Below are 20,072 nucleotides of genomic sequence, written 5' to 3' on the forward strand. Positions count from 1 at the left end.
TCAGCGGTTCTCCTTCTGGATCTGCGCCCACTTCTCTTCGACGTCGTTGATGCCACCGACGTTGAAGAAGGCCTGGGTCGCGACGTGGTCGAACTCGCCGTCGGCGATCGCGCGGAACGACTCGATGGTGTCCTTCAGCGGGACGGTCGAACCCTCGACACCCGTGAACTTCTTCGCCATGTACGTGTTCTGCGAGAGGAACTGCTGGATCCGACGAGCGCGCTCGACCGTGATCTTGTCCTCCTCGGAGAGCTCGTCGACACCGAGGATCGCGATGATCTCCTGCAGCTCCTTGTTCTTCTGGAGGATCTGCTTGACACGCGTCGCGGTCTCGTAGTGGTCGGCGCCCAGGTACCGGGGGTCCATTATCCGCGACGTCGAGGTCAGCGGGTCGATGGCCGGGTACAGGCCCTGCGACGCGATCTCACGCGAGAGCTCGGTCGTGGCGTCGAGGTGCGCGAACGTGGTCGCCGGCGCCGGGTCGGTGTAGTCGTCGGCCGGCACGTAGATCGCCTGCAGCGAGGTGATCGAGTGACCACGCGTCGAGGTGATGCGCTCCTGGAGCACACCCATCTCGTCGGCGAGGTTCGGCTGGTAGCCCACCGCGGACGGCATGCGACCGAGCAGCGTGGAGACCTCGGAACCGGCCTGCGTGAAGCGGAAGATGTTGTCGATGAAGAGGAGCACGTCCTGCTTCTGGACGTCGCGGAAGTACTCAGCCATCGTCAGCGCCGACAGGGCCACGCGCAGGCGCGTTCCCGGCGGCTCGTCCATCTGGCCGAACACGAGGGCGGTCTTGTCGAAGACACCGGCCTCTTCCATCTCACCGATGAGGTCGTTGCCCTCACGGGTGCGCTCACCGACACCGGCGAACACCGAGACACCACCGTGGTCCTGCGCGACGCGCTGGATCATCTCCTGGATGAGGACCGTCTTGCCGACGCCCGCGCCACCGAAGAGGCCGATCTTGCCACCCTGCACGTACGGCGTGAGGAGGTCGATCGACTTGATGCCGGTCTCGAACATGGTGGTCTTCGACTCGAGCTGGTCGAAGGCCGGGGCCTTGCGGTGGATCGGCCAACGCTCGGTGACCTCGAGCGCCTCGTCGGTGTTGAGCACGTTGCCCAGCACGTCGAAGACCTTGCCCTTGGTGACGTCGCCGACGGGGACCGAGATCGGGGCGCCCGAGTCACGGACCTCCTGACCGCGGACGAGACCGTCGGTCGGCTTCAGCGAGATGGCGCGGACCAGGTCGTCGCCGAGGTGCTGCGCGACCTCGAGGCCGATCTCCTGCGAGTCGTCACCGATGGTGACGGTCGTGTGCAGGAGGTTGTAGATGTCGGGGATGGCGTCGTGCGGGAACTCGATGTCGACGACGGGACCCGTGACACGGGCGATCCGTCCGACACCGGGCGCCGACGACGTCTCGACCGCGGTGGTGGCGGTGTCGGTCATGGCGTGTGCCTTCCTGAGGGGTGGTGTCTGTCCGCGGGCGTCCGCGGACTACTTCTTCTTCGACGAGAGGGCGTCGGCGCCGCCGACGATCTCGGAGATCTGCTGGGTGATCTCGGCCTGACGCGCGTTGTTCGCGAGCCGGGTGAACTCGTTGATGAGCGAGTCGGCGTTGTCGCTCGCGGACTTCATGGCCTTCTGGCGGGCGGCGTGCTCGGAAGCGGCCGACTGCAGCATGGCGTTGAAGATGCGGCTCTCGATGTAGACCGGGAGCAGCGCGTCGAGCACCGCGTCGGCGTCCGGCTCGAACTCGTAGAGCGGGAGCGGCTCGTCGTTCGACGGCGCCTCGACCCCCTCGACGACCTCGAGCGGCAGCAGACGCACGACCTGGGGCTCCTGCGTGGCGAGGCTCAGGAAGCGGTTGAACACGATGTGGATCTCGTCCACACCGCCCTCCGCCGTGTCCTGGAGGAACTTCGACACGACCGCGTCGCCGATCTCCTTCGCCGTCGAGAACTCCGGCTGGTCGGTGCCGCCGATCCACTGGCGCTCCGACGCACGCTCACGGAACGTGAAGTACCCGACGGCCTTGCGACCGACGAGGTAGAACACCACGTCCTTGCCCTCGCTGCGGAGCAGGGAGGCGAGCTCCTCGCCCTGCTTGAGGACGTTGGAGCTGAACGCGCCGTTGAGGCCGCGGTCAGAGGTGAACAGGACGACCGCCGCACGGGTCGAGGACTCGGGCTCGGTGGTCAGCACGTGGTCGACGTTCGAGAACGTCGCCACGGCCGACACGGCACGCGTCACGGCCCGCGAGTACGGGCCGGACGCGGCCATGCGCGCCTGCGCCTTCTGGATCCGCGACGCCGAGATCAGCTCCATCGCGCGAGTGACCTTCTTCGTGGTCTTCGCCGACTTGATGCGCTGTCGGTAGACCCGGACCTGTGCCGCCATCTAGCGACGACCCTTGACGATCTGCTCCTGGTCGACGTCCTCGGCCTGCGCCGCGTCGAACTGCTCCGAGCCGAGCGTCTTGCCGTCGCTCGTCTGGAAGCCCTTCTTGAAGGCGTCGATCTCGCGGTCCATCGCGGCGACGGTGTCGTCGCTGAGCTGGTTGGTCTCGCGGAGCGTCGTCAGGACGTCCGAGTTGCGGCGGAGGTGCTCGAGCAGCTCCGACTCGAAGCGGAGCACGTCGGAGACGGGCACCTCGTCGAGCTTGCCGTTCGTGCCGGCCCAGATCGAGACGACCTGCTCCTCGACCGGGTACGGCGAGTACTGCGGCTGCTTGAGGAGCTCGGTCAGACGCGCACCACGGTCGAGCTGACGACGCGACGCCTGGTCGAGGTCGGACGCGAACATCGCGAACGCCTCGAGCGAGCGGTACTGCGCGAGCTCGAGCTTGAGCGTGCCGGAGACCTTCTTGATCGACTTCACCTGGGCGTCACCACCGACGCGCGACACCGAGATGCCCACGTCGACGGCCGGACGCTGGTTCGCGTTGAACAGGTCCGACTGCAGGAAGATCTGGCCGTCGGTGATCGAGATCACGTTGGTCGGGATGTACGCCGAGACGTCGTTCGCCTTGGTCTCGATGATCGGGAGACCCGTCATCGAGCCGGCGCCGAGGTCGTCGGACAGCTTCGCGCAACGCTCCAGCAGACGGGAGTGCAGGTAGAAGACGTCACCCGGGTAGGCCTCGCGGCCCGGCGGACGACGGAGGAGGAGGGACACGGCGCGGTAGGCCTCGGCCTGCTTCGACAGGTCGTCGAAGATGATCAGGACGTGCTTGCCGCCGTACATCCAGTGCTGGCCGATGGCCGAACCGGTGTAGGGGGCGAGGTACTTGAAGCCGGCCGGGTCGGAGGCCGGAGCGGCGACGATGGTGGTGTACTCCATCGCGCCGGCGTCCTCGAGCGCACCCTTGACGGAGGCGATCGTGGAGCCCTTCTGACCGATCGCGACGTAGATGCAGCGGACCTGCTTCTCGACGTCGCCGGACTCCCAGTTGGCCTTCTGGTTGATGATCGTGTCGATCGCGATCGCCGTCTTGCCGGTCTGGCGGTCGCCGATGATCAGCTGACGCTGACCGCGGCCGACCGGGATCATGGCGTCGATCGCCTTGATGCCGGTCTGGAGCGGCTCGTGGACCGACTTGCGGGACATGACGCCCGGGGCCTGGAGCTCGAGGGCACGACGGCCCTCGGCCTGGATCTCGCCGAGGCCGTCGATCGGGTTGCCGAGCGGGTCGACCACGCGACCGAGGAAGCCGTCGCCGACGGGGGCGGACAGGACCTCACCCGTGCGGGTGACCTCCTGGCCCTCCTCGATGCCGGCGAACTCGCCGAGCACGATGGCGCCGATCTCGTCCTCGTCGAGGTTCTGCGCGAGACCCAGGGTCCCGTCCTCGAAGCGGATGAGCTCGTTCGCCATGACGCCGGGGAGGCCCTCGACGTGCGCGATGCCGTCGCCCGCGTCGGTGACGTGCCCGACCTCGGCCGTGGAGGCCTTCGTCGGCTCGTAGTTCGAGACGAAGTCCTTCAGGGCATCACGGATCTCATCGGGGCTGATGGTGATGTCTGCCATGGGATTTTCCTTGTTGGTTTCCGGGGCCCTTCGGCTCCGAGAGGGTGACGCTGCCTGACTCGGCAGTTCCCGTTGTGGACTTGGGTGGGGCGGCTTCGACCGTACGCTCAGCCGGCGAGCTGGAGCCGGAGCTCCGACAGGCGCGTGGACACCGTGCCGTCGATGACGTCGCCACCGACCTGCACGCGGACCCCGCCGACGACCGCGGGGTCGACGACGTGGTTGACGCTGATGTCCTTGCCGTACCGCTCGGCGAGACCCCGGGCGACGCGAGCCGCCTGGCCGTCCGAGAGCGGGGACGCGGTGATGACCGTCGCGACGAGCTTGCCCGCCTGGTCGGCCACGATGCGCGAGGCGTCGCGGACGAGCTCACCGATGCGACGGCCACGCGGCTGCTGCACGAGGTGGGCGACGATCGCGGTCGTCTGCGCCGAGGCCTTCGACCCGATCAGACGCTCGACGAGCGCGGCCTTCTCCGCCGGGCTGCCGAGCTTCGTGCCGAGTGCGAGCTCGAGCGACGCGTCCGAACGGACGGCGGTCTCGAACGCGAACAGCTCGGCCTCGATCGAGGTGTCCGACGACGCGGTGGCCGCGACGGCGCGGATGCCCGCGTCCTCGATGCCGGCGAGCAGGTCCTGCTGCGAGGACCAGCGCGAGCCGGCCACGGCGGTCAGGACCGCACGCGTCGCGTCGGACTGGCCGGCGAAGACGCGGTCGATGAGGACCTTCTTGCCGACGACGTCCGCCGTCGGGTCCGAGAGCAGTCCGAGCAGCTGGGGCGCACCGGCGATCGCACGCCCGGAGGCGAGGATCTCGACACCCGCGCCGAGGTCGACCGACCCGCCGAGGTCGGCGAGCACCGCCCTCGTCGACGTGAGTGCTTCCCTGGTGGCGCTGCGCATGCTCAGCGCTCCCCGGCCGACTGGCCCTGCGATGCCTCGAGGTCGGCGAGGAAGCGGTCCACGACCGCGGCCGACTTCGCGTCGTCGCGGAGCGACTCGCCGATCACACCGGAGGCGAGGTCGAGGGCGAGGGTGCCCACCTCGCTCCGCAGCGACTGGAGCGCGCTCTGCCGCTCGGCCTCGATCTGCGCCTGGGCGTTGGCGGTGATGCGTGCCGCATCCGCCTGTGCCTGCTCGCGGACCTCGTTGCCGATCGCGGTCGCGTCGGCACGGGCCTGCTCGCGGATCCGCGAGGCTTCGGCACGCGCGTCGGCGAGCTGCTTGTTGTACTCCTCGAGCGCGGCCGCGGCCTGCTCCTGAGCGGCTTCCGCCTTCTTGATGCCACCCTCGATGGCCTCGGTGCGCTCATCGAGCATCTTCGTGATGCGCGGCGTCACGACGCGCCACATCACGATGAAGATGATGACGAAGGCCACCGCGGACCACACGATGTCGTACACCGGCGGGATCAGCGGATTGTGGGTCTCCTCCGCCGCGATGATGAGTGCAGTCTGCATCGAGAAGCCTTAGTTGGTGAAGATGAAGTACGTCGCGATACCGATGAAGGCCAGGGCCTCCGTGAAGGCGATACCGATGTACATGAGGGTCGTCAGACGGCCCTGGAGCTCAGGCTGGCGAGCGACGGACTCGATCGTCTTGCCGACGACGATGCCCACGCCGATGGCCGGACCGATCGCGGCGAGGCCGTAGCCAACCGTTGCGATGTTGCCGTTGATCTCCGCGAGAACGGTCGTTGCGTCCACGTGTTTTCCTTTCGAGTGCGGCCCGACGGATGTCGTGCCGTATGGGGGTCAGTAGGTCAGTGCTCGTCAGCCAGCGCGAGCTGGATGTACACAGCGGTCAGCAGCATGAAGACGTACGCCTGCAGCAGCGCGACGAGGATCTCGAAGAAGCTGAACGCGATGCCGAACGCCAGGGTCCCGATGCCGAACAGCTTGAAGAGGCTGTCGGCGTCGAAGAAGAAGAACCAGGTCGCCGAGAAGAACAGCACCAGGAGGAGGTGGCCGACGACCATGTTCATGAGCAGTCGCAGGGTGAGCGTCACCGGACGGAGCACGAAGGTCGAGACGATCTCGATCGGCGTCACGATGATGTACAGCGGCCACGGCACCCCGGGCGGGAACAGCGCGTTGCGCAGGAACGTGCCCGGGTGCTTGCGGAGACCGGCGTAGATGAAGGCGACGTAGGCGACGATCGCGAGGATCATCGGCATCGCGATGCGGCTGGTCCCGGCGATGTTCATGAACGGGATGAGACCCGTCAGGTTCATGAACAGCACACCGAAGAAGACCGTGGCGAGGAGCGGCAGGAAGCGCTTGCCGTCCTTCTCACCCAGGTTGTCGAAGGTGTTGCGACGGACGACGTCGAACGCGTACTCGATGAAGGCCTGGCCCCGGTTCGGGACGAGCTTCAGCGCGCGCGTCCCGACGAACGCGAAGACGAGCAGCACGGCCACCGCGAACAAGCGGATGAGGACGATGCGGTCCATCTCGATCGGGGTCCCGGCGAAGAAGATCGGGTCCGGGAAGAACTCGTTGATCGACGGACCATGGAATTCGGCGGCCTTGCTGCTCCCCGCCGCCACGGTGTTGGCCGCAGCGGTGAGGGACAGGGGAAGAGCGTGGGATAGCAGCGCTGTCTCCTGTGTCGGCGCGCGCACGTCATGGCACGCGATGGTGGACTGTGTGGAGGCTCGTCCGCTCCGAGCGAGGCTCCGGACGCGGACTTCGAGAAGCCTATCAGGTGCGAGAGGCTTCCCGGGCTCTCAGGAGCGGGGGGTGTCGTTCCCAGGAGCGGAGCCGTCACCGGGCAGGCTGACGCCGATCGGGATGCGCGCCTTGGCGACCGCGACGACGTCGATCACGAGGGATCCGACGACGCCGACGATGATCACGACCGCGAGCACCGGGAAGTCCACCCACGCCCGGTCACGCAGCGCGATGAGCACCACGAGGAACAGGATGAACTTCAGGATCCAGGTGCCCATCACGATGCCGAAGAAGGCACCGGAGATCATCTGCCCCTTCGACACCCGCAGGGCGACGAGCACGGACAGCGCCGTGAGCCCGAGGAACACCACGCTGAGCACCGCGCCGAGCAGTCCCCCGACCAGGCCGGGCGTACCGCTCACGACGAGCCCGACGACGCCGCCGACGACCGCCAGCGCGACGGCGAGCAGGCCCGCCCAGAGGAGGATGCGGCGGAAGACCGGCCGGACGTGGTCGAGGGCATTCGGTGCGGTCACGAGGGGTCTCCAGGGATCGATCGGTCGTTGGCGGCGCGGTCGAGGGGGTCGAGGCGGGCGTCCACCACGGGGGACGACCGCGTGGCAGCCTGCGCGGCGAACTCGGCGCGCTTCCGCCCGAGCGGGGCGAACGTGGCGACGGCGCACACGGTGAACCCGACGGCGACGAAGGTCAGCACCCAGTACCAGTCCACGAACAGGAACAGCAGACACCCGAACGCGACGGTCGCGGTCCACGCGTAGAAGATGAGCACCGCGTGGAAGTGCGAGTGCCCCATGTCGAGCAGCCGGTGGTGCAGGTGCTTCCGGTCAGCCGAGAACGGCGACTTCCCCGCGCTCAGGCGCCTGGTGACGGCCAGCCCGAAGTCGAGGATCGGCACGATCAGGATCGCGAACGGCAGCAGGATCGGGATGAACGCCGGGAGCAGGGCCTGGCGCGTCTGCACCGCCGCCGGGTCGATGTTGCCCGTCACCGACACCGCGCTCGTGGCCATCAGGAAGCCGACGAGGAGCGCGCCCGCGTCCCCCATGAAGAGCTTCGCGGGGTGCCAGTTCAGGATGAGGAAGCCGAAGCACGCCCCGACGAGCACCGCCGTGAGCAGCGACGGCAGGTTGAAGAAGAACTCCGTCTGGACGACCACGCGGTTGATGAAGAACGTGTACAGGAAGAACACGCCGCCGGCGATGATCGCGACGCCGGCGACCAGGCCGTCCAGCCCGTCGATGAAGTTCACGGCGTTCATCACGAGCACGACCGCGAGCACCGTGAAGATCAGGCTCATGTACGACGAGCCGACGCCGAGCGTGTTGCCGATCGGCAGCGAGACGATCGCCACGCCCTGCCACGCGAGGATGCCGGCCGCGATGATCTGCCCGGCCAGCTTGGTCATCCAGTCCAGGTCCCAGATGTCGTCGGCTACGCCGAGCACGACGATGATCGTCGCCCCGCCGAGTACCGCGAGCACGCGCCCCGGTTCGCTGAACACCAGGCGGAAGTAGTCGGTCCCCGCGATGGACGGGAACAGGAACCACGCGGCGAGCATCGCCACGATCACGCCGATGTACATCGCGATCCCGCCGAGCCGCGGGGTCGGCGTGCGGTGCACGTCGCGCTCCCGGACCTTCGGGTACCAGCCGTACCGCAGGCCGAGCTTCCACACGATCCAGCTCATGCAGAAGCTCACGACCGCGGCGATCGCGCCGGCGAGCAGGTAGTACTTCACGTGAGCAGGTCGGCTCCGACGACCCGGGCGATCTCGTCGTCGGGGATGACGCCGTGCCGCACGATCGTCAGCTTCCCCCCGGTGGACAGCCCGGTCGCGTCGACGATGGTCGATCCGGTGGACGCCGCGACGCCGTCCCGCACGGCGATCGGGCCGCCGTCCAGGTACACCGACACGCTGTCGCCGAGCATCGCCTCGGCCCGGTCGACGTCCATCGCTGCGGGGTCGCCCGTGGAGTTCGCGGAGGAGACTGCGAGCGGTCCGACCTCCTGCAGGAGCTCGAGGGCGATCCGAGAGTCGGGCATCCGGAGCGCGACGGTCCCCCGCGTCTCCCCCAGGTCCCAGTCGAGCGAGGGCTGCGCGCGGAGGATCACGGTGAGGCCGCCGGGCCAGAACTCGTCGACGAGGTCGCGGACCTGCTGCGGGATCTCGGTGGCCAGCGCCTCGAGCGTCGGCGGCCCCGGGATGAGCACCGGCGGCGGCGACTGCCGCGTGCGGCCCTTCGCGTCGAGGAGGCGCTGGACGGCGCTCGCGCTGAACGCGTCCGCCGCCAGGCCGTACACGGTGTCGGTGGGGACGACGACGAGCTCTCCGCGCCCGAGCGCGGCACGTGCGAGCCGCATCCCGGTCAGGAGCCCGTCGGGGTCGGTGCAGTCGTATCGGGAGGCCATGACTCGACGATGATAGTGCGACACAATGGGTGGCATCGTGAACGAGACCGACGCGCCCCGCCTCCTGTTCCTCTTCGACATGGACGAGGTCCTCGTCCGGTACGACTGGCGGGTCCGGATGGCCGCCCTCGCCGAGTTCACCGGACACGACTTCGCGGAGCTCCGCCGCCGCTGGTGGGACTGCGGGAACGAGGCCCGCGCCGAGGCCGGCCACTACGCCGACGGCGACGACTACCTGGCCGCGTTCGCCGACGCGATGGGCACCGACGTGCCCGAGGCCGACTGGGCGCGGATCCGCGGCGCGGCCATGACGGAGCTCCCGGACCGGGTCGAGGCGGTCCGGACCGCCGCCGAGCACGGGCGCGTCGGACTCCTCACGAACAACGGACCGCTCGCCGGGCGGTGGATCGGCCGCTGGGTACCGTCGCTTCCGCCGCTCTTCGGCGAGCACCTGGACACGACGAGCAACTTCGGGGCCAGGAAGCCCGAGCCCGAGGTCTTCGAGCGGGCGCTCGCGCACCACGGTGTCCCCGCCGAGCGCACGTTCTTCGCGGACGACATGCCGGTCAACGTCGAGGCGGCGCGGTCGGTGGGCATCCACGCGGTGCTCGTCGAGGAGCACACGGACCTCCGCGACGCGGTCCGCGCCTTCGTCGCGATGACCGACGACAGCCTGGAGGCGCGGCTCGGGTCCGTCTAGCGGGTCGCTGTGGTCGTGCGGTCGCGCCCGGTGAGGTCGACGTGCGTCTCCGGGGACCGGAACCCCCGGCGCGCGAGGACCTCGCGCACACCGACGCCCTGCTGCTCCGCGTGCTCGATCACGAGGAGACCGCCCGGCACGAGCAGGCGCCAGGCCGTCTCGGTGAGGGCCCGGACGGCGTCGAGGCCGTCCGCTCCCCCGTACAGCGCGAGCGCCGGGTCGTGGTCGCGGACCTCGGGGTCGACCGGCACCATGTCGTCGGGCACGTACGGCGGGTTCGAGACGACGACCGACACCGTGCCGTCGAGCTCCGGGAGAGCATCAGCGAGGTCGCCCTCGACGAGCCGGACGGTCCCGCCGTGGGCGTCGACGTTGCGCCGGGTCCACGGGAGCGCCTCGGGCGAGCGCTCCACCGCGTACACGACCGCGTTCGGCACCTCGGTGTCCATCGCGATCGCGATCGCCCCGCTCCCCGACCCGAGGTCGACGGCGACGGGCTCCGGGACCGCGGCGGCGCGCAGGGCGTCGATCCCGAACTGCACGACCCCCTCGGTCTCCGGTCGCGGCACGAACACGCCGGGTCCGACGGCCAGGGTCAGCGCGCGGAAGTGCGCCTCGCCGGTGATGTGCTGGAGCGGCTCGCGGGTGGTGCGCCGCGCGACCGCGTGCCGGAAGCGGTCGACGTGGTCGGCAGCGATCGCTCCCCCGGTCATCGCGCGTGCCTGCACCGCGCCGCGCGACGTGTCGGTCGCCCAGGCGAGCAGGAGTTCGGCGTCCACACGCGCGGACGGGACCCCGTGCGCGACGAGCGCCGCGGTCGCCTCGTCGAGGAGGCGATCCGCGGTGAACGTCGGCTGACCGTCGGAGGTGATCCGATCCTCCAGGCCGCTACTGGCCGTCCTGGTCGCCGATGGCGGCCAGGCGGGCCTCTTCGTCCGCCGAGATGGCGGACTGGATGACGGGCTCGAGCGCCCCGTTCATCACGCGGTCCAGGTCGTACGCCTTGTAGCCGGTGCGGTGGTCCGCGATCCGGTTCTCCGGGAAGTTGTACGTGCGGATGCGCTCCGAGCGGTCCATGCCGCGGATCTGCGACTTGCGCGCGTCCGAGGCGATGGCGTCGAGCTCCTCCTGCTGGCGGGCGAGGATGCGGGCGCGGAGGACGCGCATGCCGGCCTCGCGGTTCTGCAGCTGCGACTTCTCGTTCTGCATCGCGACCGTGATGCCCGTGGGCAGGTGCGTGATGCGGACCGCGGAGTCCGTCGTGTTGACGGACTGCCCGCCGGGGCCGGACGACCGGTACACGTCGATCTTGAGGTCGTTCTGGTTGATCTGGACCTCTTCGGGCTCGTCGACCTCGGGGAACACCAGCACGCCGGTGGTCGAGGTGTGGATGCGGCCCTGCGACTCGGTGGCCGGCACGCGCTGCACGCGGTGCACGCCGCCCTCGTACTTCAGGTGTGCCCAGACCCCCTGCGAGGGGTCGGTCGCGTTCGACTTGATCGCGACCTGGACGTCCTTGTAGCCGCCGAGGTCGGACTCGGTGCGCTCGAGGAGCTCGACCTTCCAGCCCTTCGCCTCGGCGTAGTGTGAGTACATCCGGAGCAGGTCCGCGGCGAAGAGCGCCGACTCCTCGCCGCCCTCACCGCCCTTGATCTCCATGATCACGTCGCGCCCGTCGTCCGGGTCGCGCGGGATGAGGAGCCGGCGGAGGCGCTCCTGGCGCTCCGCCAGCTGCTCCTGCAGCCCGGGGACCTCGTCCGCGAACGCCTCGTCCTCGCGGGCGAGCTCCTGGGCGGCGGCGAGGTCGTCCCCCGCCGCCTGCCAGGACTCGTACGCGGCCTTGATCTGGCTCAGCTCGGCGTAGCGCCGGTTGACCTTCTTGGCCCGGGCGGCATCGGCGTGGAGCGCGGGGTCCGACAGCTGCTGCGTCAGGTCCTCGTGTTCCGCCAGCAGCCCCGCCACCGACTCGAACACGCGTTACTCCTGGTGGCCGTCGTGGCGCCCGCCGGTCGTCGGGACCGACTTCTGCACCTGGACGAGGAACTCGACGTTGGACTGCGTCTCCTTGAGGTTCCGCAGCACGATCTCGAGCGCCTGCTGCGGGTCGAGCCCGGCGAGGGCCCGACGCAGGCGCCACGTGATCTTGACCTCGTCGGCGGAGAGCAGCTGCTCCTCGCGACGGGTCCCGGAGGCGTTGACGTCGACGGCCGGGAAGATCCGCTTGTCGGCCAGGTGGCGGTTCAGGCGGAGCTCCATGTTGCCGGTGCCCTTGAACTCCTCGAAGATCACCTCGTCCATCTTCGAGCCGGTCTCGACGAGCGCGGTCGCGAGGATGGTCAGCGAGCCACCGTCCTCGATGTTGCGCGCGGCGCCGAAGAAGCGCTTGGGCGGGTAGAGCGCCGCGGAGTCGACGCCGCCGGAGAGCACGCGACCGGAGGCCGGGGTCGCCAGGTTGTAGGCACGGCCCAGGCGGGTGATCGAGTCGAGCAGCACGACGACGTCGTGACCGAGCTCGACGAGACGCTTCGCACGCTCGATGGCGAGCTCGGCGACCGTGGTGTGGTCCTCGGCGGGCCGGTCGAAGGTCGAGGCGATGACCTCGCCCTTCACCGAGCGCTGCATGTCGGTGACCTCTTCGGGACGCTCGTCCACCAGGACGACCATGAGGTGCGCCTCGGGGTTGTTCTTCGCGATCGCGTTGGCGATGGCCTGCAGCACGACGGTCTTGCCGGCCTTGGGCGGGGACACGATGAGCCCGCGCTGGCCCTTGCCGATCGGCGACACGAGGTCGATGATCCGCGTGGACAGCTTCTGCGGCTCGGTCTCGAGGCGCAGGCGCTCGTTCGGGTACAGCGGGGTCAGGTCGGAGAAGTCCTTGCGGGCCGCTGCCTCGTCCGTGGTCTGCCCGTTGATCGAGTCGACCTTGACCAGGGCGTTGTACTTCTGGCGCCCCTGCTGCTCGTTGTCCCGCGGCTGCTTGATCGCACCGACGACCGCGTCGCCCTTGCGCAGGTGGTACTTCTTCACCTGGCCGAGCGAGACGTAGACGTCGCTGGGGCCGGGCAGGTAGCCCGTGGTGCGCACGAACGCGTAGTTGTCGAGCACGTCGAGGATGCCCGCGATCGGGATGAGGACGTCGTCCTCGGTGATCTCCGGCTCGAACTCGTCGTTCTGGGCGCCACGGCCGCGCTTGCGGTCCCGCTGACGACGGCCGCGGCCATTCTCGGCGTCGTCCTGCTGGCCGTTCTGCTGCGGGCCGTTCTGCTGCTGGCCGTTCTGCTTCTGCTGGCCGTTCTGGCTCTGGCGGCCGTTCTGCTTCTGCTGGCCGTTCTGGCCGTTCTGCTGCTGGCGGTCGTCCTGGTCGGCGTCGGCCTTCTGCTCGTCCTGCTTGGCGTGCTGCTGACCGGCCTGCTTCTGCTGGCCGTTCTGCTCGCCGGACTGCTGCTCGCCGTTCTCGCCGTTCTGCCCGCGGCCGCGACCGCGACCCCGGCTGCGGCGTCCGCGGCGCGAGCCGCCCTCGCCCTGCTGGTCGTCCTGGCCCTGGTCCTGCTGGCCCTGGTCGTCCTGCGTCCGACCCTGGTCGGCCTGCTGCTGACCGGCGTCGGCCGGCTGCTGACCGGCGTCGACCTGCTGGTCGGCGGCGTCGGCCGTCGGCGCCTCGGCGGCGGGACCGCGGCCACGGCCACGGCGCTGTCCGGCCTGGGCGGCCTCCTGGGCGTCCTTCTCGGCGCGCACCTGGTCGAGGCCCGCGAGCAGGTCCTCGGTGCCGGTGTGGCCGTGGTTGGTGTGCTCGGCGGCCGAGGTCGGCGCGGCGCTGACCGTGCCGCCGGACGAGGCACGGCGCGAGCGACGGCCACGGGCGGGCTGCTCGGCGGCGGGGGCCTCGGTCGGCTCGGCTGCCGCGGGGGTCTCGACTGCCGGGGCCGGCTCCGCCGGGGTCTCGACCGCTGGGGTCTCGACCGCGGGGGTCTCGGCGGGGGCGGCGTCGGCGGGACGCTTGTCCTCGATCGAGGCGATGAGGTCGCCCTTGCGGAGCTTGGAGAGCCCGGTGATGCCGAGCGAGGAGGCGATCCGCTGGAGCTCCGGGAGCCGGAGGGCGCGCAGGTCGCTGGGGATCTCCACCGGGGTGGAGTCGTTGACGTTCGTCAAGTCGGTGTTTCCTTTCGAACCGCAGAACGCGGAGAGTTTCCACCGTCCCGGCGCATGGGTGCGCGTCGACCGTCGTTCAGACGACGGACCGGGCTTCGGTGATCAGAAAGAGAGTGCCCCCGCGCACCGGACCCTGCGCTGGTGAGGAGCAGTCCTTGCGCCTACGCGGGATCGGCTTCGAGCGCCGAGTGCGGAACCACTGTAGCACCACCCAGGTCCACGGCCAGCATGAGGGCCCGCCAGTCGGACTGCGCGTGTCGCGCCACCAGGTCCGCGGCCGTCAGGCGCTGCGCCGGGTCGCTGCCCAGGACGAGCAGGCTCGGTCCCGCGCCGGAGACGACCGCGGCGAGGCCCTGCTGCCGGAGGAGACCGATGAGCGCGTCCGTCTCGGGCATCGCGCTCGCCCGGTACGACTGGTGCAGGCGGTCCTCGGTCGCGGCGAGCAGCAGCTCGGGGCTCTGGATGAGCGCGGCGACGAGCAGGGCGGACCGCGACACGTTGAACGCGGCGTCCTCGTGCGGCACGCTCGCGGGTTGCAGGGACCGCGCGAGCTTCGTCGACAGCGTCGAGGTCGGCACGAAGACCACCGGCGAGACACCGCGGTGGACGAGCAGCCGCTTGTACGCGGGGCCCTCTGGCGTCATCCACGCGATCGTCAGACCGCCGAACAGGGCCGGGGCGACGTTGTCGGGGTGCCCCTCCATCTCGGTGGCGAGCGACAGCAGGGTCGATGCGTCGAGGTCGACGATCCCCTCGAGGAGTCCGCGGGCGGCCATGAGCCCGGCGACGATCGCCGCGGCGGACGAACCCATGCCGCGCCCGTGCGCGATCGCGTTGACGGCGTGCAGCTCGAGCCCGGGCTGGGCCACTCCGGCGTGCTCGAGGCCACGGCGGACGGCCCGGACGACCAGGTTCGCGTCGTCCGTCGCGACCTCGCCGGCACCGACGCCCTCGACCGTGACGGTCGCGCCCGGCTCCGGACGGACCCGGACGACGACCTCGTCGTAGAGCGACAGCGCGAGCCCCAGGGAGTCGAACCCCGGGCCGAGGTTCGCGGAGGTCGCCGGGACGCGCACGCGGACCGCCCGTCCGGCCGGTACAGCGTTGCGGGCGGTCATGCCCTCCCCCGGCCCGGACGAGCGGTCGACGCTCACGCGGAGCCGACCAGTCCGAGCACGTCGGCGACCGACTTCGTGTCGACCGGGACGCTCGTCGGGGCGACCTCGCCGCCGTCCGGCGTGCGGAGGGCCCACTGCGGGTCCTTGAGGCCGTGTCCGGTCACCGTGATGACGACCTTCGCACCCTTGGGCACGATGCCGGCGTCGGCACGCTCGAGCAGTCCGGCCACGCCGATCGCGGACGCGGGCTCGACGAAGACGCCGACCTCGGCGGACAGGATGCGGTGCGCGGCGAGGATCGCCTCGTCGGTGATCGCACCGAAGTAGCCGTCGGTCTCGTCCCGGGCCTCGAGCGCGTACTGCCACGAGGCCGGGTTGCCGATGCGGATCGCCGACGCGATGGTGTCCGGGTTCGGGACGACCTCGCCGCGGACGATCGGGGCTGACCCGGCGGCCTGGAAGCCGAACATGCGCGGCATCTTCGTCGACCGGCCGGCCGCGACGTCCTCGCGGTAGCCGCGGGAGTACGCCGTGTAGTTGCCGGCGTTGCCGACGGGCAGGAAGTGGAAGTCCGGCGCGTCACCGAGGACGTCGACGACCTCGAACGCGGCGGTCTTCTGCCCCTCGATGCGGTCGTTGTTGACCGAGTTGACGAGGTGCACCGGGTAGTTCGCGGCGAGGTCGCGCGCGATGTCGAGGCAGTCGTCGAAGTTGCCCTGCACCTGCAGCAGCTGGCCGTCGTGCGCGACGGCCTGGCTGAGCTTGCCCATGGCGATCTTGCCCTCGGGCACGAGCACCGCCGCGGTGATCCCCGCGTGCGTGGCGTAGGCGGCGGCCGACGCGCTCGTGTTGCCGGTCGAGGCGCAGATGACGGCCTTCGCACCGTGCTCGACGGCCTTCGAGATCGCCATGGTCATGCCGCGGTCCTTGAAGGAGCCGGTCGGGTTCATGCCCTCGTACTTCACGTAGACCTCGGCGCCGGTGCGCTCCGACAGACGACGAGCCGGGATGAGCGGGGTCCCGCCCTCGCCGAGGGTGACGATCGGCGTCGTCTCGGTCACGTCGAGACGATCAGCGTACTCGCGCAGGACTCCCTGCCACTGGTGGGCCATCAGGCTCTCCTTGTTCGGTGTGTTGCAGTCGGGGGCGGTGGGGTGACGGTCAGGCGCCGACGACGCGGAGCACGCTCGTCACCTCGACGACGACGTCCTCGTCACGGAGGGCCCGGACCGTGTCGGCCAGGGCGGACTCGCGGGCGAGGTGCGTGCCGATCACGAGGTTCGCGGTGCCGGCCGTGCCGTCACCCGGGTCGGTGGCGGCGGTCTGCTCGACGGTCTCGACGCTGACGCCGTGGTCGGCGAGGACGCCGGCGACGGTGGAGAGCACGCCAGGGGCGTCCGCGACGTGCAACGTGATCTGGTAGCGCGTGCTCACCGAGCCGATCGGGAAGACCGGCAGCGCCGACTGCGTCGACTCGGCGATCCCGGGGCCGCCGATGACGTGGCGACGGGCGGCGGACACCAGGTCGCCGAGCACCGCGGACGCCGTCTCGACGCCGCCGGCACCCGCGCCGTAGAACATGAGGTCGCCGGCCGCCTCGGCCTCGACGAACACGGCGTTCTTCGCGCCGTGCACGCTCGCCAGGGGGTGCGACTCCGGGACGAGCGCCGGGTACACCCGGGCGCTGACGCCCTCGACGCCCTGCGCGTCGGTCAGGCGCTCGGCCGTCGCGAGGATCTTCACGACGTAGCCGGCCTTGCGCGCGGCCCGGACCTGCTCGATCGTGACCGAGGTGATGCCCTCGCGGTGCACGGCGGCGAGCGGGACCGAGGTGTGGAACGCGAGCGACGCGAGGATGGCGGCCTTCTGCGCTGCGTCGTAGCCCTCGACGTCGGCGGTCGGGTCGGCCTCGGCGTACCCGAGCTCGGTCGCCGTGGCCAGGGCGTCCTCGAACGTCGCGCCCTCGCGGTCCATCAGGTCGAGGATGAAGTTGGTCGTGCCGTTGACGATGCCCATGATCCGCTCGATGCGGTCACCCGCGAGCGAGTCGTGCAGCGGCCGGATGATCGGGATCGCCCCGGCGACGGCGGCCTCGTAGTAGAGCTGCGCGCCGACCTGCTCCGCCGCGGCGAAGAGCTCCGGGCCGTGCGTGGCGAGGAGCGCCTTGTTGCCCGTGACGACGTCGGCGCCGGACTGCAGCGCCTGCAGGACGAGCGTGCGCGCGGGCTCGATGCCGCCGATGAGCTCGACGACGATGTCCGCGCCGAGGATGAGCGACGCCGCGTCCGTCGTGAAGAGCTCCTTCGGCAGGTCGACGTCCCGAGGCGCGTCGGTGTCGCGGACCGCGATGCCCACGAGCTCGAGGCCGGCGCCGGCACGGGAGGCGAGCTCGTCGCCGTGCTCCAGGAGCAGCCGGGCCACCTGGGAGCCGACCGAGCCGGCTCCGAGCAGCGCGACGCGGACGTTGCGGTATTCGATCATCTGGTGCGGGTCCTGTCGTTCTCGGGTCATCCGGCCGCGCCGGCTGCGGGCGCGGGGACGACCCCGGTGTCGCGGGCGAGGAGGTCGTCGATCGACTCGCCCCGGACCAGGGTACGGGCAGCGCCGTCCGCCACCGCGACGACCGGCGGGCGGCCCACGTGGTTGTAGTTGCTCGACAGCGCCCAGCAGTAGGCACCGGTGGCCGCGACGGCGAGCAGGTCGCCTCGGTGCACGTCGCCGGGCAGGTACTCGTCGTGCACGACGATGTCGCCCGACTCGCAGTGCTTGCCGACGACGCGCGTCAGGACGGCCGGGGCGTCCGAGGTGCGGGCGAGCCGGGCGGTGTAGTCGGCGCCGTACAGCGCGGGACGGGCGTTGTCGCTCATGCCGCCGTCGACCGAGACGTACGTGCGCGTGGCGGTCGCGCCGTCCTCGGTCTCGAGCGCGACCGGCTTGATCGTGCCGACGCGGTAGAGCGTGACGCCCGCGGGGCCGACGATGTAGCGGCCGGGCTCGACCGCGATCTCCGGCACCGGGATGTCCCGCTCGGCGCAGGCCTCGGCGACGATGGTGGCGAGGGCCTCGGCGACGTCCTCCGGGGCGAACGCCTCGTCCGCCTCGGTGTAGTCGATCCCCCAACCGCCGCCGAGGTTCAGCTCCGGCACCGGACCGGACTGCACGAGCTCGGCGTGCACGTCCATCAGACGGCGGGCGGCCTCGCGGAAGCCCGACTCGTCGAAGATCTGCGAGCCGATGTGCGAGTGCAGACCGACGAACGCCAGGCTCGGCTCCGCGCGCACGGCTGCGGCGGCCTGGACGGCCTCGGTCAGCGGGATGCCGAACTTCTGGTCCTCGCGCGCGGTCGCCAGGTACTCGTGCGTCGATGCGTGGACGCCGCTGTTGATCCGGATCCGGACGCGCTGCACGGTCCCGGCGTCCGCCGCGGCACGGGCGACGCGGCCGATCTCCTCGTGGCTGTCGAGCACGATCGTGCCGAGGCCGACCTCGACCGCGCGGGCGATCTCGGCGTCGGACTTGTCGTTGCCGTGGAAGCCCAGGCGTGCCGGGTCGACGCCGCCGGCCAGGGCGACCGCGAGCTCCCCGCCCGTGCAGACGTCGACGCGGAGGTCGGCCTCGGCCATCCACGCGGCGACCTGGGTCGTGAGGAACGCCTTCGCGGCGTAGTAGACGTGCGCCCGGGTGCCGATCCGGCCGAAGGCGTCGTCGAACGCGGTGCGGACGCGGACGGCACGGGACTGCACGTCGCGCTCGTCGACGACGTAGAGCGGCGTGCCGTACTGCGCGATCAGGTCGGCGGCGGCGACGCCGCCGATCGCGAGCGAGCCGTCGTCGGTCCGCGTCGCGGACGCAGGCCAGATGCGCGCGCTCAGCGCGGAGGCGTCGTCGGGGACCCGCAGCCGCGGCGGGGCAAGGGGGTTCTCGCTCACGGGACCCGATCCTAGCGAGCCGGGACGAGCCTCCAGTCCGCTGTTACGGGCCGCGGCGCGCCGACACGCGCCGCGACGGGACGCGACTCCCCCCGCGCCGTCAGCTGCTGCAGGTCCCCACGGTCTGCAGTCCCTGCTCCGTGAGCGGCAGCCGGTCGGCCGTGACCCGCACCGTCGCGTCCGACCCGGTGATGTCGAGCGAGCGGACCCGCAGCTGCTCCGGCAGGAACTGCGCCGTGCAGACCGTCACGGGCACGTCGGTCACGCCGGGGATGGAGTCCACCTTGAGCCCGAGCGCCGAGTTCGTGATCCGGACCGTCTGCGGCGTGATCGTCACGCCGCGGCCGTCGGGCTGCGCCACGACATCGCCGGTGGCCGCGTACGAGATGTCGTAGCCGAGCACCGCGGTGGAGCCGGAGAGCTCGACCCCGCCGTCGACGAGCCGGAGCCGGTCGAACAGCGGGCTGTACTTCGCCAGGTCCTTCACGCTCGAGGCGGCGAGCGTCACGTGCCCGTCGACGTCCCGGACGTCGCCCTTGCCGTCGACCGGGACGTCGTGCACGGTGACGTCCGCCGCGAGCGGGACGCCGTCGACCGTGATCCGGTCCGACGAGATGTCCACCCGGTCGAGCGTCCCGGCGATCAGCTGCGGCAGGACGATGCCCTCGGCGTGGGCAGTGACCTCGCCGGTCGTGCCGTCGGGCAGGGACTGCTCGACCTGGTCGGCGATCGTGCGGTCCACCACGCCGCGCAGGACGAACTCGGCGACGACCGCGAGCGCGGCCAGCACGACGAGGAGCACGACGAGGACGATCGGCCAGCGACGGCGCTTCCGGGCGGGTGCGGGGGCGACGGACATGCGTCCCACCCTGCCAGGGTCCCCCGGCAGCCGGCCTGGAGGCACGGGTGCGGCCCGGCGCGTCGGCTGCGGCGGGCGCGCGGCTGGCCGGTGTGCGGTCGGGCGGGGGCGGGCGCGTGTCGAACCAGGAAACCGACGTCGAACCAGCCGCGGGGGCTGGTTCGACGTCGGTTCCGTGGTT

Annotated in this window: 19 protein-coding genes; 1 reads left to right on the forward strand and 18 read right to left on the reverse strand. The window is 70.7% G+C overall.

The window, feature by feature from the left end; all coding sequences use genetic code 11:
* The 10 genes from atpD to DEU32_RS07745 form a co-directional block, all read right to left on the reverse strand.
* Entirely contained in the window at positions 1-1,455 is a 1,455-nt protein-coding gene (atpD, locus tag DEU32_RS07700; RefSeq protein ID WP_114850004.1) for a F0F1 ATP synthase subunit beta, read from the reverse strand.
* A 48-nt stretch (positions 1,456-1,503) separates the two neighbouring features.
* On the reverse strand, positions 1,504-2,406 hold the full coding sequence (locus tag DEU32_RS07705) for a F0F1 ATP synthase subunit gamma (RefSeq protein ID WP_058740382.1): 903 nt from the start codon (positions 2,404-2,406) through the stop codon (positions 1,504-1,506).
* The gene (gene atpA / locus DEU32_RS07710; RefSeq protein WP_058740383.1) at positions 2,407-4,035 is read right to left on the reverse strand and encodes a F0F1 ATP synthase subunit alpha; all 1,629 of its coding nucleotides are present in this window, start codon (positions 4,033-4,035) and stop codon (positions 2,407-2,409) included.
* A 107-nt stretch (positions 4,036-4,142) separates the two neighbouring features.
* On the reverse strand, positions 4,143-4,937 hold the full coding sequence (locus DEU32_RS07715; protein ID WP_058740384.1) for a F0F1 ATP synthase subunit delta: 795 nt from the start codon (positions 4,935-4,937) through the stop codon (positions 4,143-4,145).
* A gap of 2 nt (positions 4,938-4,939) precedes the next feature.
* Positions 4,940-5,494 (reverse strand): F0F1 ATP synthase subunit B, encoded by a 555-nt coding sequence (locus DEU32_RS07720; protein WP_058740385.1) that lies wholly within the window; start codon positions 5,492-5,494, stop codon positions 4,940-4,942.
* Positions 5,495-5,503: 9 nt separating this feature from the next.
* On the reverse strand, positions 5,504-5,740 hold the full coding sequence (gene atpE, locus DEU32_RS07725) for an ATP synthase F0 subunit C (protein ID WP_027465781.1): 237 nt from the start codon (positions 5,738-5,740) through the stop codon (positions 5,504-5,506).
* 56 nt (positions 5,741-5,796) lie between these two features.
* Entirely contained in the window at positions 5,797-6,582 is a 786-nt protein-coding gene (atpB, locus tag DEU32_RS07730) for a F0F1 ATP synthase subunit A (protein WP_114850005.1), read from the reverse strand.
* Positions 6,583-6,762: 180 nt separating this feature from the next.
* Positions 6,763-7,242: a hypothetical protein gene (locus DEU32_RS07735; protein ID WP_058740386.1), complete on the reverse strand. Its 480-nt coding sequence runs from the start codon at positions 7,240-7,242 to the stop codon at positions 6,763-6,765.
* Entirely contained in the window at positions 7,239-8,465 is a 1,227-nt protein-coding gene (locus DEU32_RS07740) for an MraY family glycosyltransferase (protein ID WP_114850006.1), read from the reverse strand. The genes DEU32_RS07735 and DEU32_RS07740 overlap by 4 nt, the downstream gene beginning before the upstream one ends.
* A complete protein-coding gene (locus DEU32_RS07745; protein WP_114850007.1) occupies positions 8,462-9,136 on the reverse strand; it encodes an L-threonylcarbamoyladenylate synthase in 675 nt (224 codons plus the stop codon). The genes DEU32_RS07740 and DEU32_RS07745 overlap by 4 nt, the downstream gene beginning before the upstream one ends.
* A 37-nt stretch (positions 9,137-9,173) precedes the next feature.
* Between DEU32_RS07745 and DEU32_RS07750 the strand changes: the two genes are divergently transcribed.
* Complete coding sequence (locus tag DEU32_RS07750; RefSeq protein WP_147281425.1) at positions 9,174-9,836, forward strand: HAD family phosphatase; 663 nt, start codon at positions 9,174-9,176, stop codon at positions 9,834-9,836.
* Here the strand turns inward: DEU32_RS07750 and prmC are convergent.
* From prmC to DEU32_RS07790, 8 genes are all read right to left on the reverse strand, one after another.
* A complete protein-coding gene (gene prmC, locus DEU32_RS07755) occupies positions 9,833-10,708 on the reverse strand; it encodes a peptide chain release factor N(5)-glutamine methyltransferase (RefSeq protein WP_058740389.1) in 876 nt (291 codons plus the stop codon). The genes DEU32_RS07750 and prmC overlap by 4 nt on opposite strands.
* A 16-nt stretch (positions 10,709-10,724) precedes the next feature.
* Complete coding sequence (prfA, locus tag DEU32_RS07760; protein WP_058740390.1) at positions 10,725-11,810, reverse strand: peptide chain release factor 1; 1,086 nt, start codon at positions 11,808-11,810, stop codon at positions 10,725-10,727.
* Positions 11,811-11,813: 3 nt separating this feature from the next.
* A complete protein-coding gene (rho, locus tag DEU32_RS07765; RefSeq protein ID WP_114850009.1) occupies positions 11,814-13,985 on the reverse strand; it encodes a transcription termination factor Rho in 2,172 nt (723 codons plus the stop codon).
* Between the two features lie 161 nt (positions 13,986-14,146).
* Positions 14,147-15,103 (reverse strand): homoserine kinase, encoded by a 957-nt coding sequence (gene thrB, locus DEU32_RS07770; RefSeq protein WP_058742866.1) that lies wholly within the window; start codon positions 15,101-15,103, stop codon positions 14,147-14,149.
* Positions 15,104-15,135: 32 nt separating this feature from the next.
* Positions 15,136-16,215 (reverse strand): threonine synthase, encoded by a 1,080-nt coding sequence (gene thrC / locus DEU32_RS07775; protein ID WP_058742856.1) that lies wholly within the window; start codon positions 16,213-16,215, stop codon positions 15,136-15,138.
* A gap of 49 nt (positions 16,216-16,264) precedes the next feature.
* On the reverse strand, positions 16,265-17,584 hold the full coding sequence (locus tag DEU32_RS07780) for a homoserine dehydrogenase (protein WP_058742857.1): 1,320 nt from the start codon (positions 17,582-17,584) through the stop codon (positions 16,265-16,267).
* Between the two features lie 26 nt (positions 17,585-17,610).
* Positions 17,611-19,032 carry a diaminopimelate decarboxylase gene (gene lysA / locus DEU32_RS07785; protein ID WP_114850010.1) on the reverse strand — a complete coding sequence of 474 codons (1,422 nt, stop codon included), beginning with the start codon at positions 19,030-19,032 and terminating at the stop codon, positions 17,611-17,613.
* Positions 19,033-19,132: 100 nt separating this feature from the next.
* Positions 19,133-19,891: an LmeA family phospholipid-binding protein gene (locus DEU32_RS07790; RefSeq protein ID WP_058742859.1), complete on the reverse strand. Its 759-nt coding sequence runs from the start codon at positions 19,889-19,891 to the stop codon at positions 19,133-19,135.
* Positions 19,892-20,072: the final 181 nt, after the last annotated feature.

The organism is Curtobacterium sp. AG1037, from assembly GCF_003349855.1.
In the GTDB taxonomy this organism is placed as follows: Bacteria; Actinomycetota; Actinomycetes; order Actinomycetales; family Microbacteriaceae; genus Curtobacterium; species Curtobacterium citreum.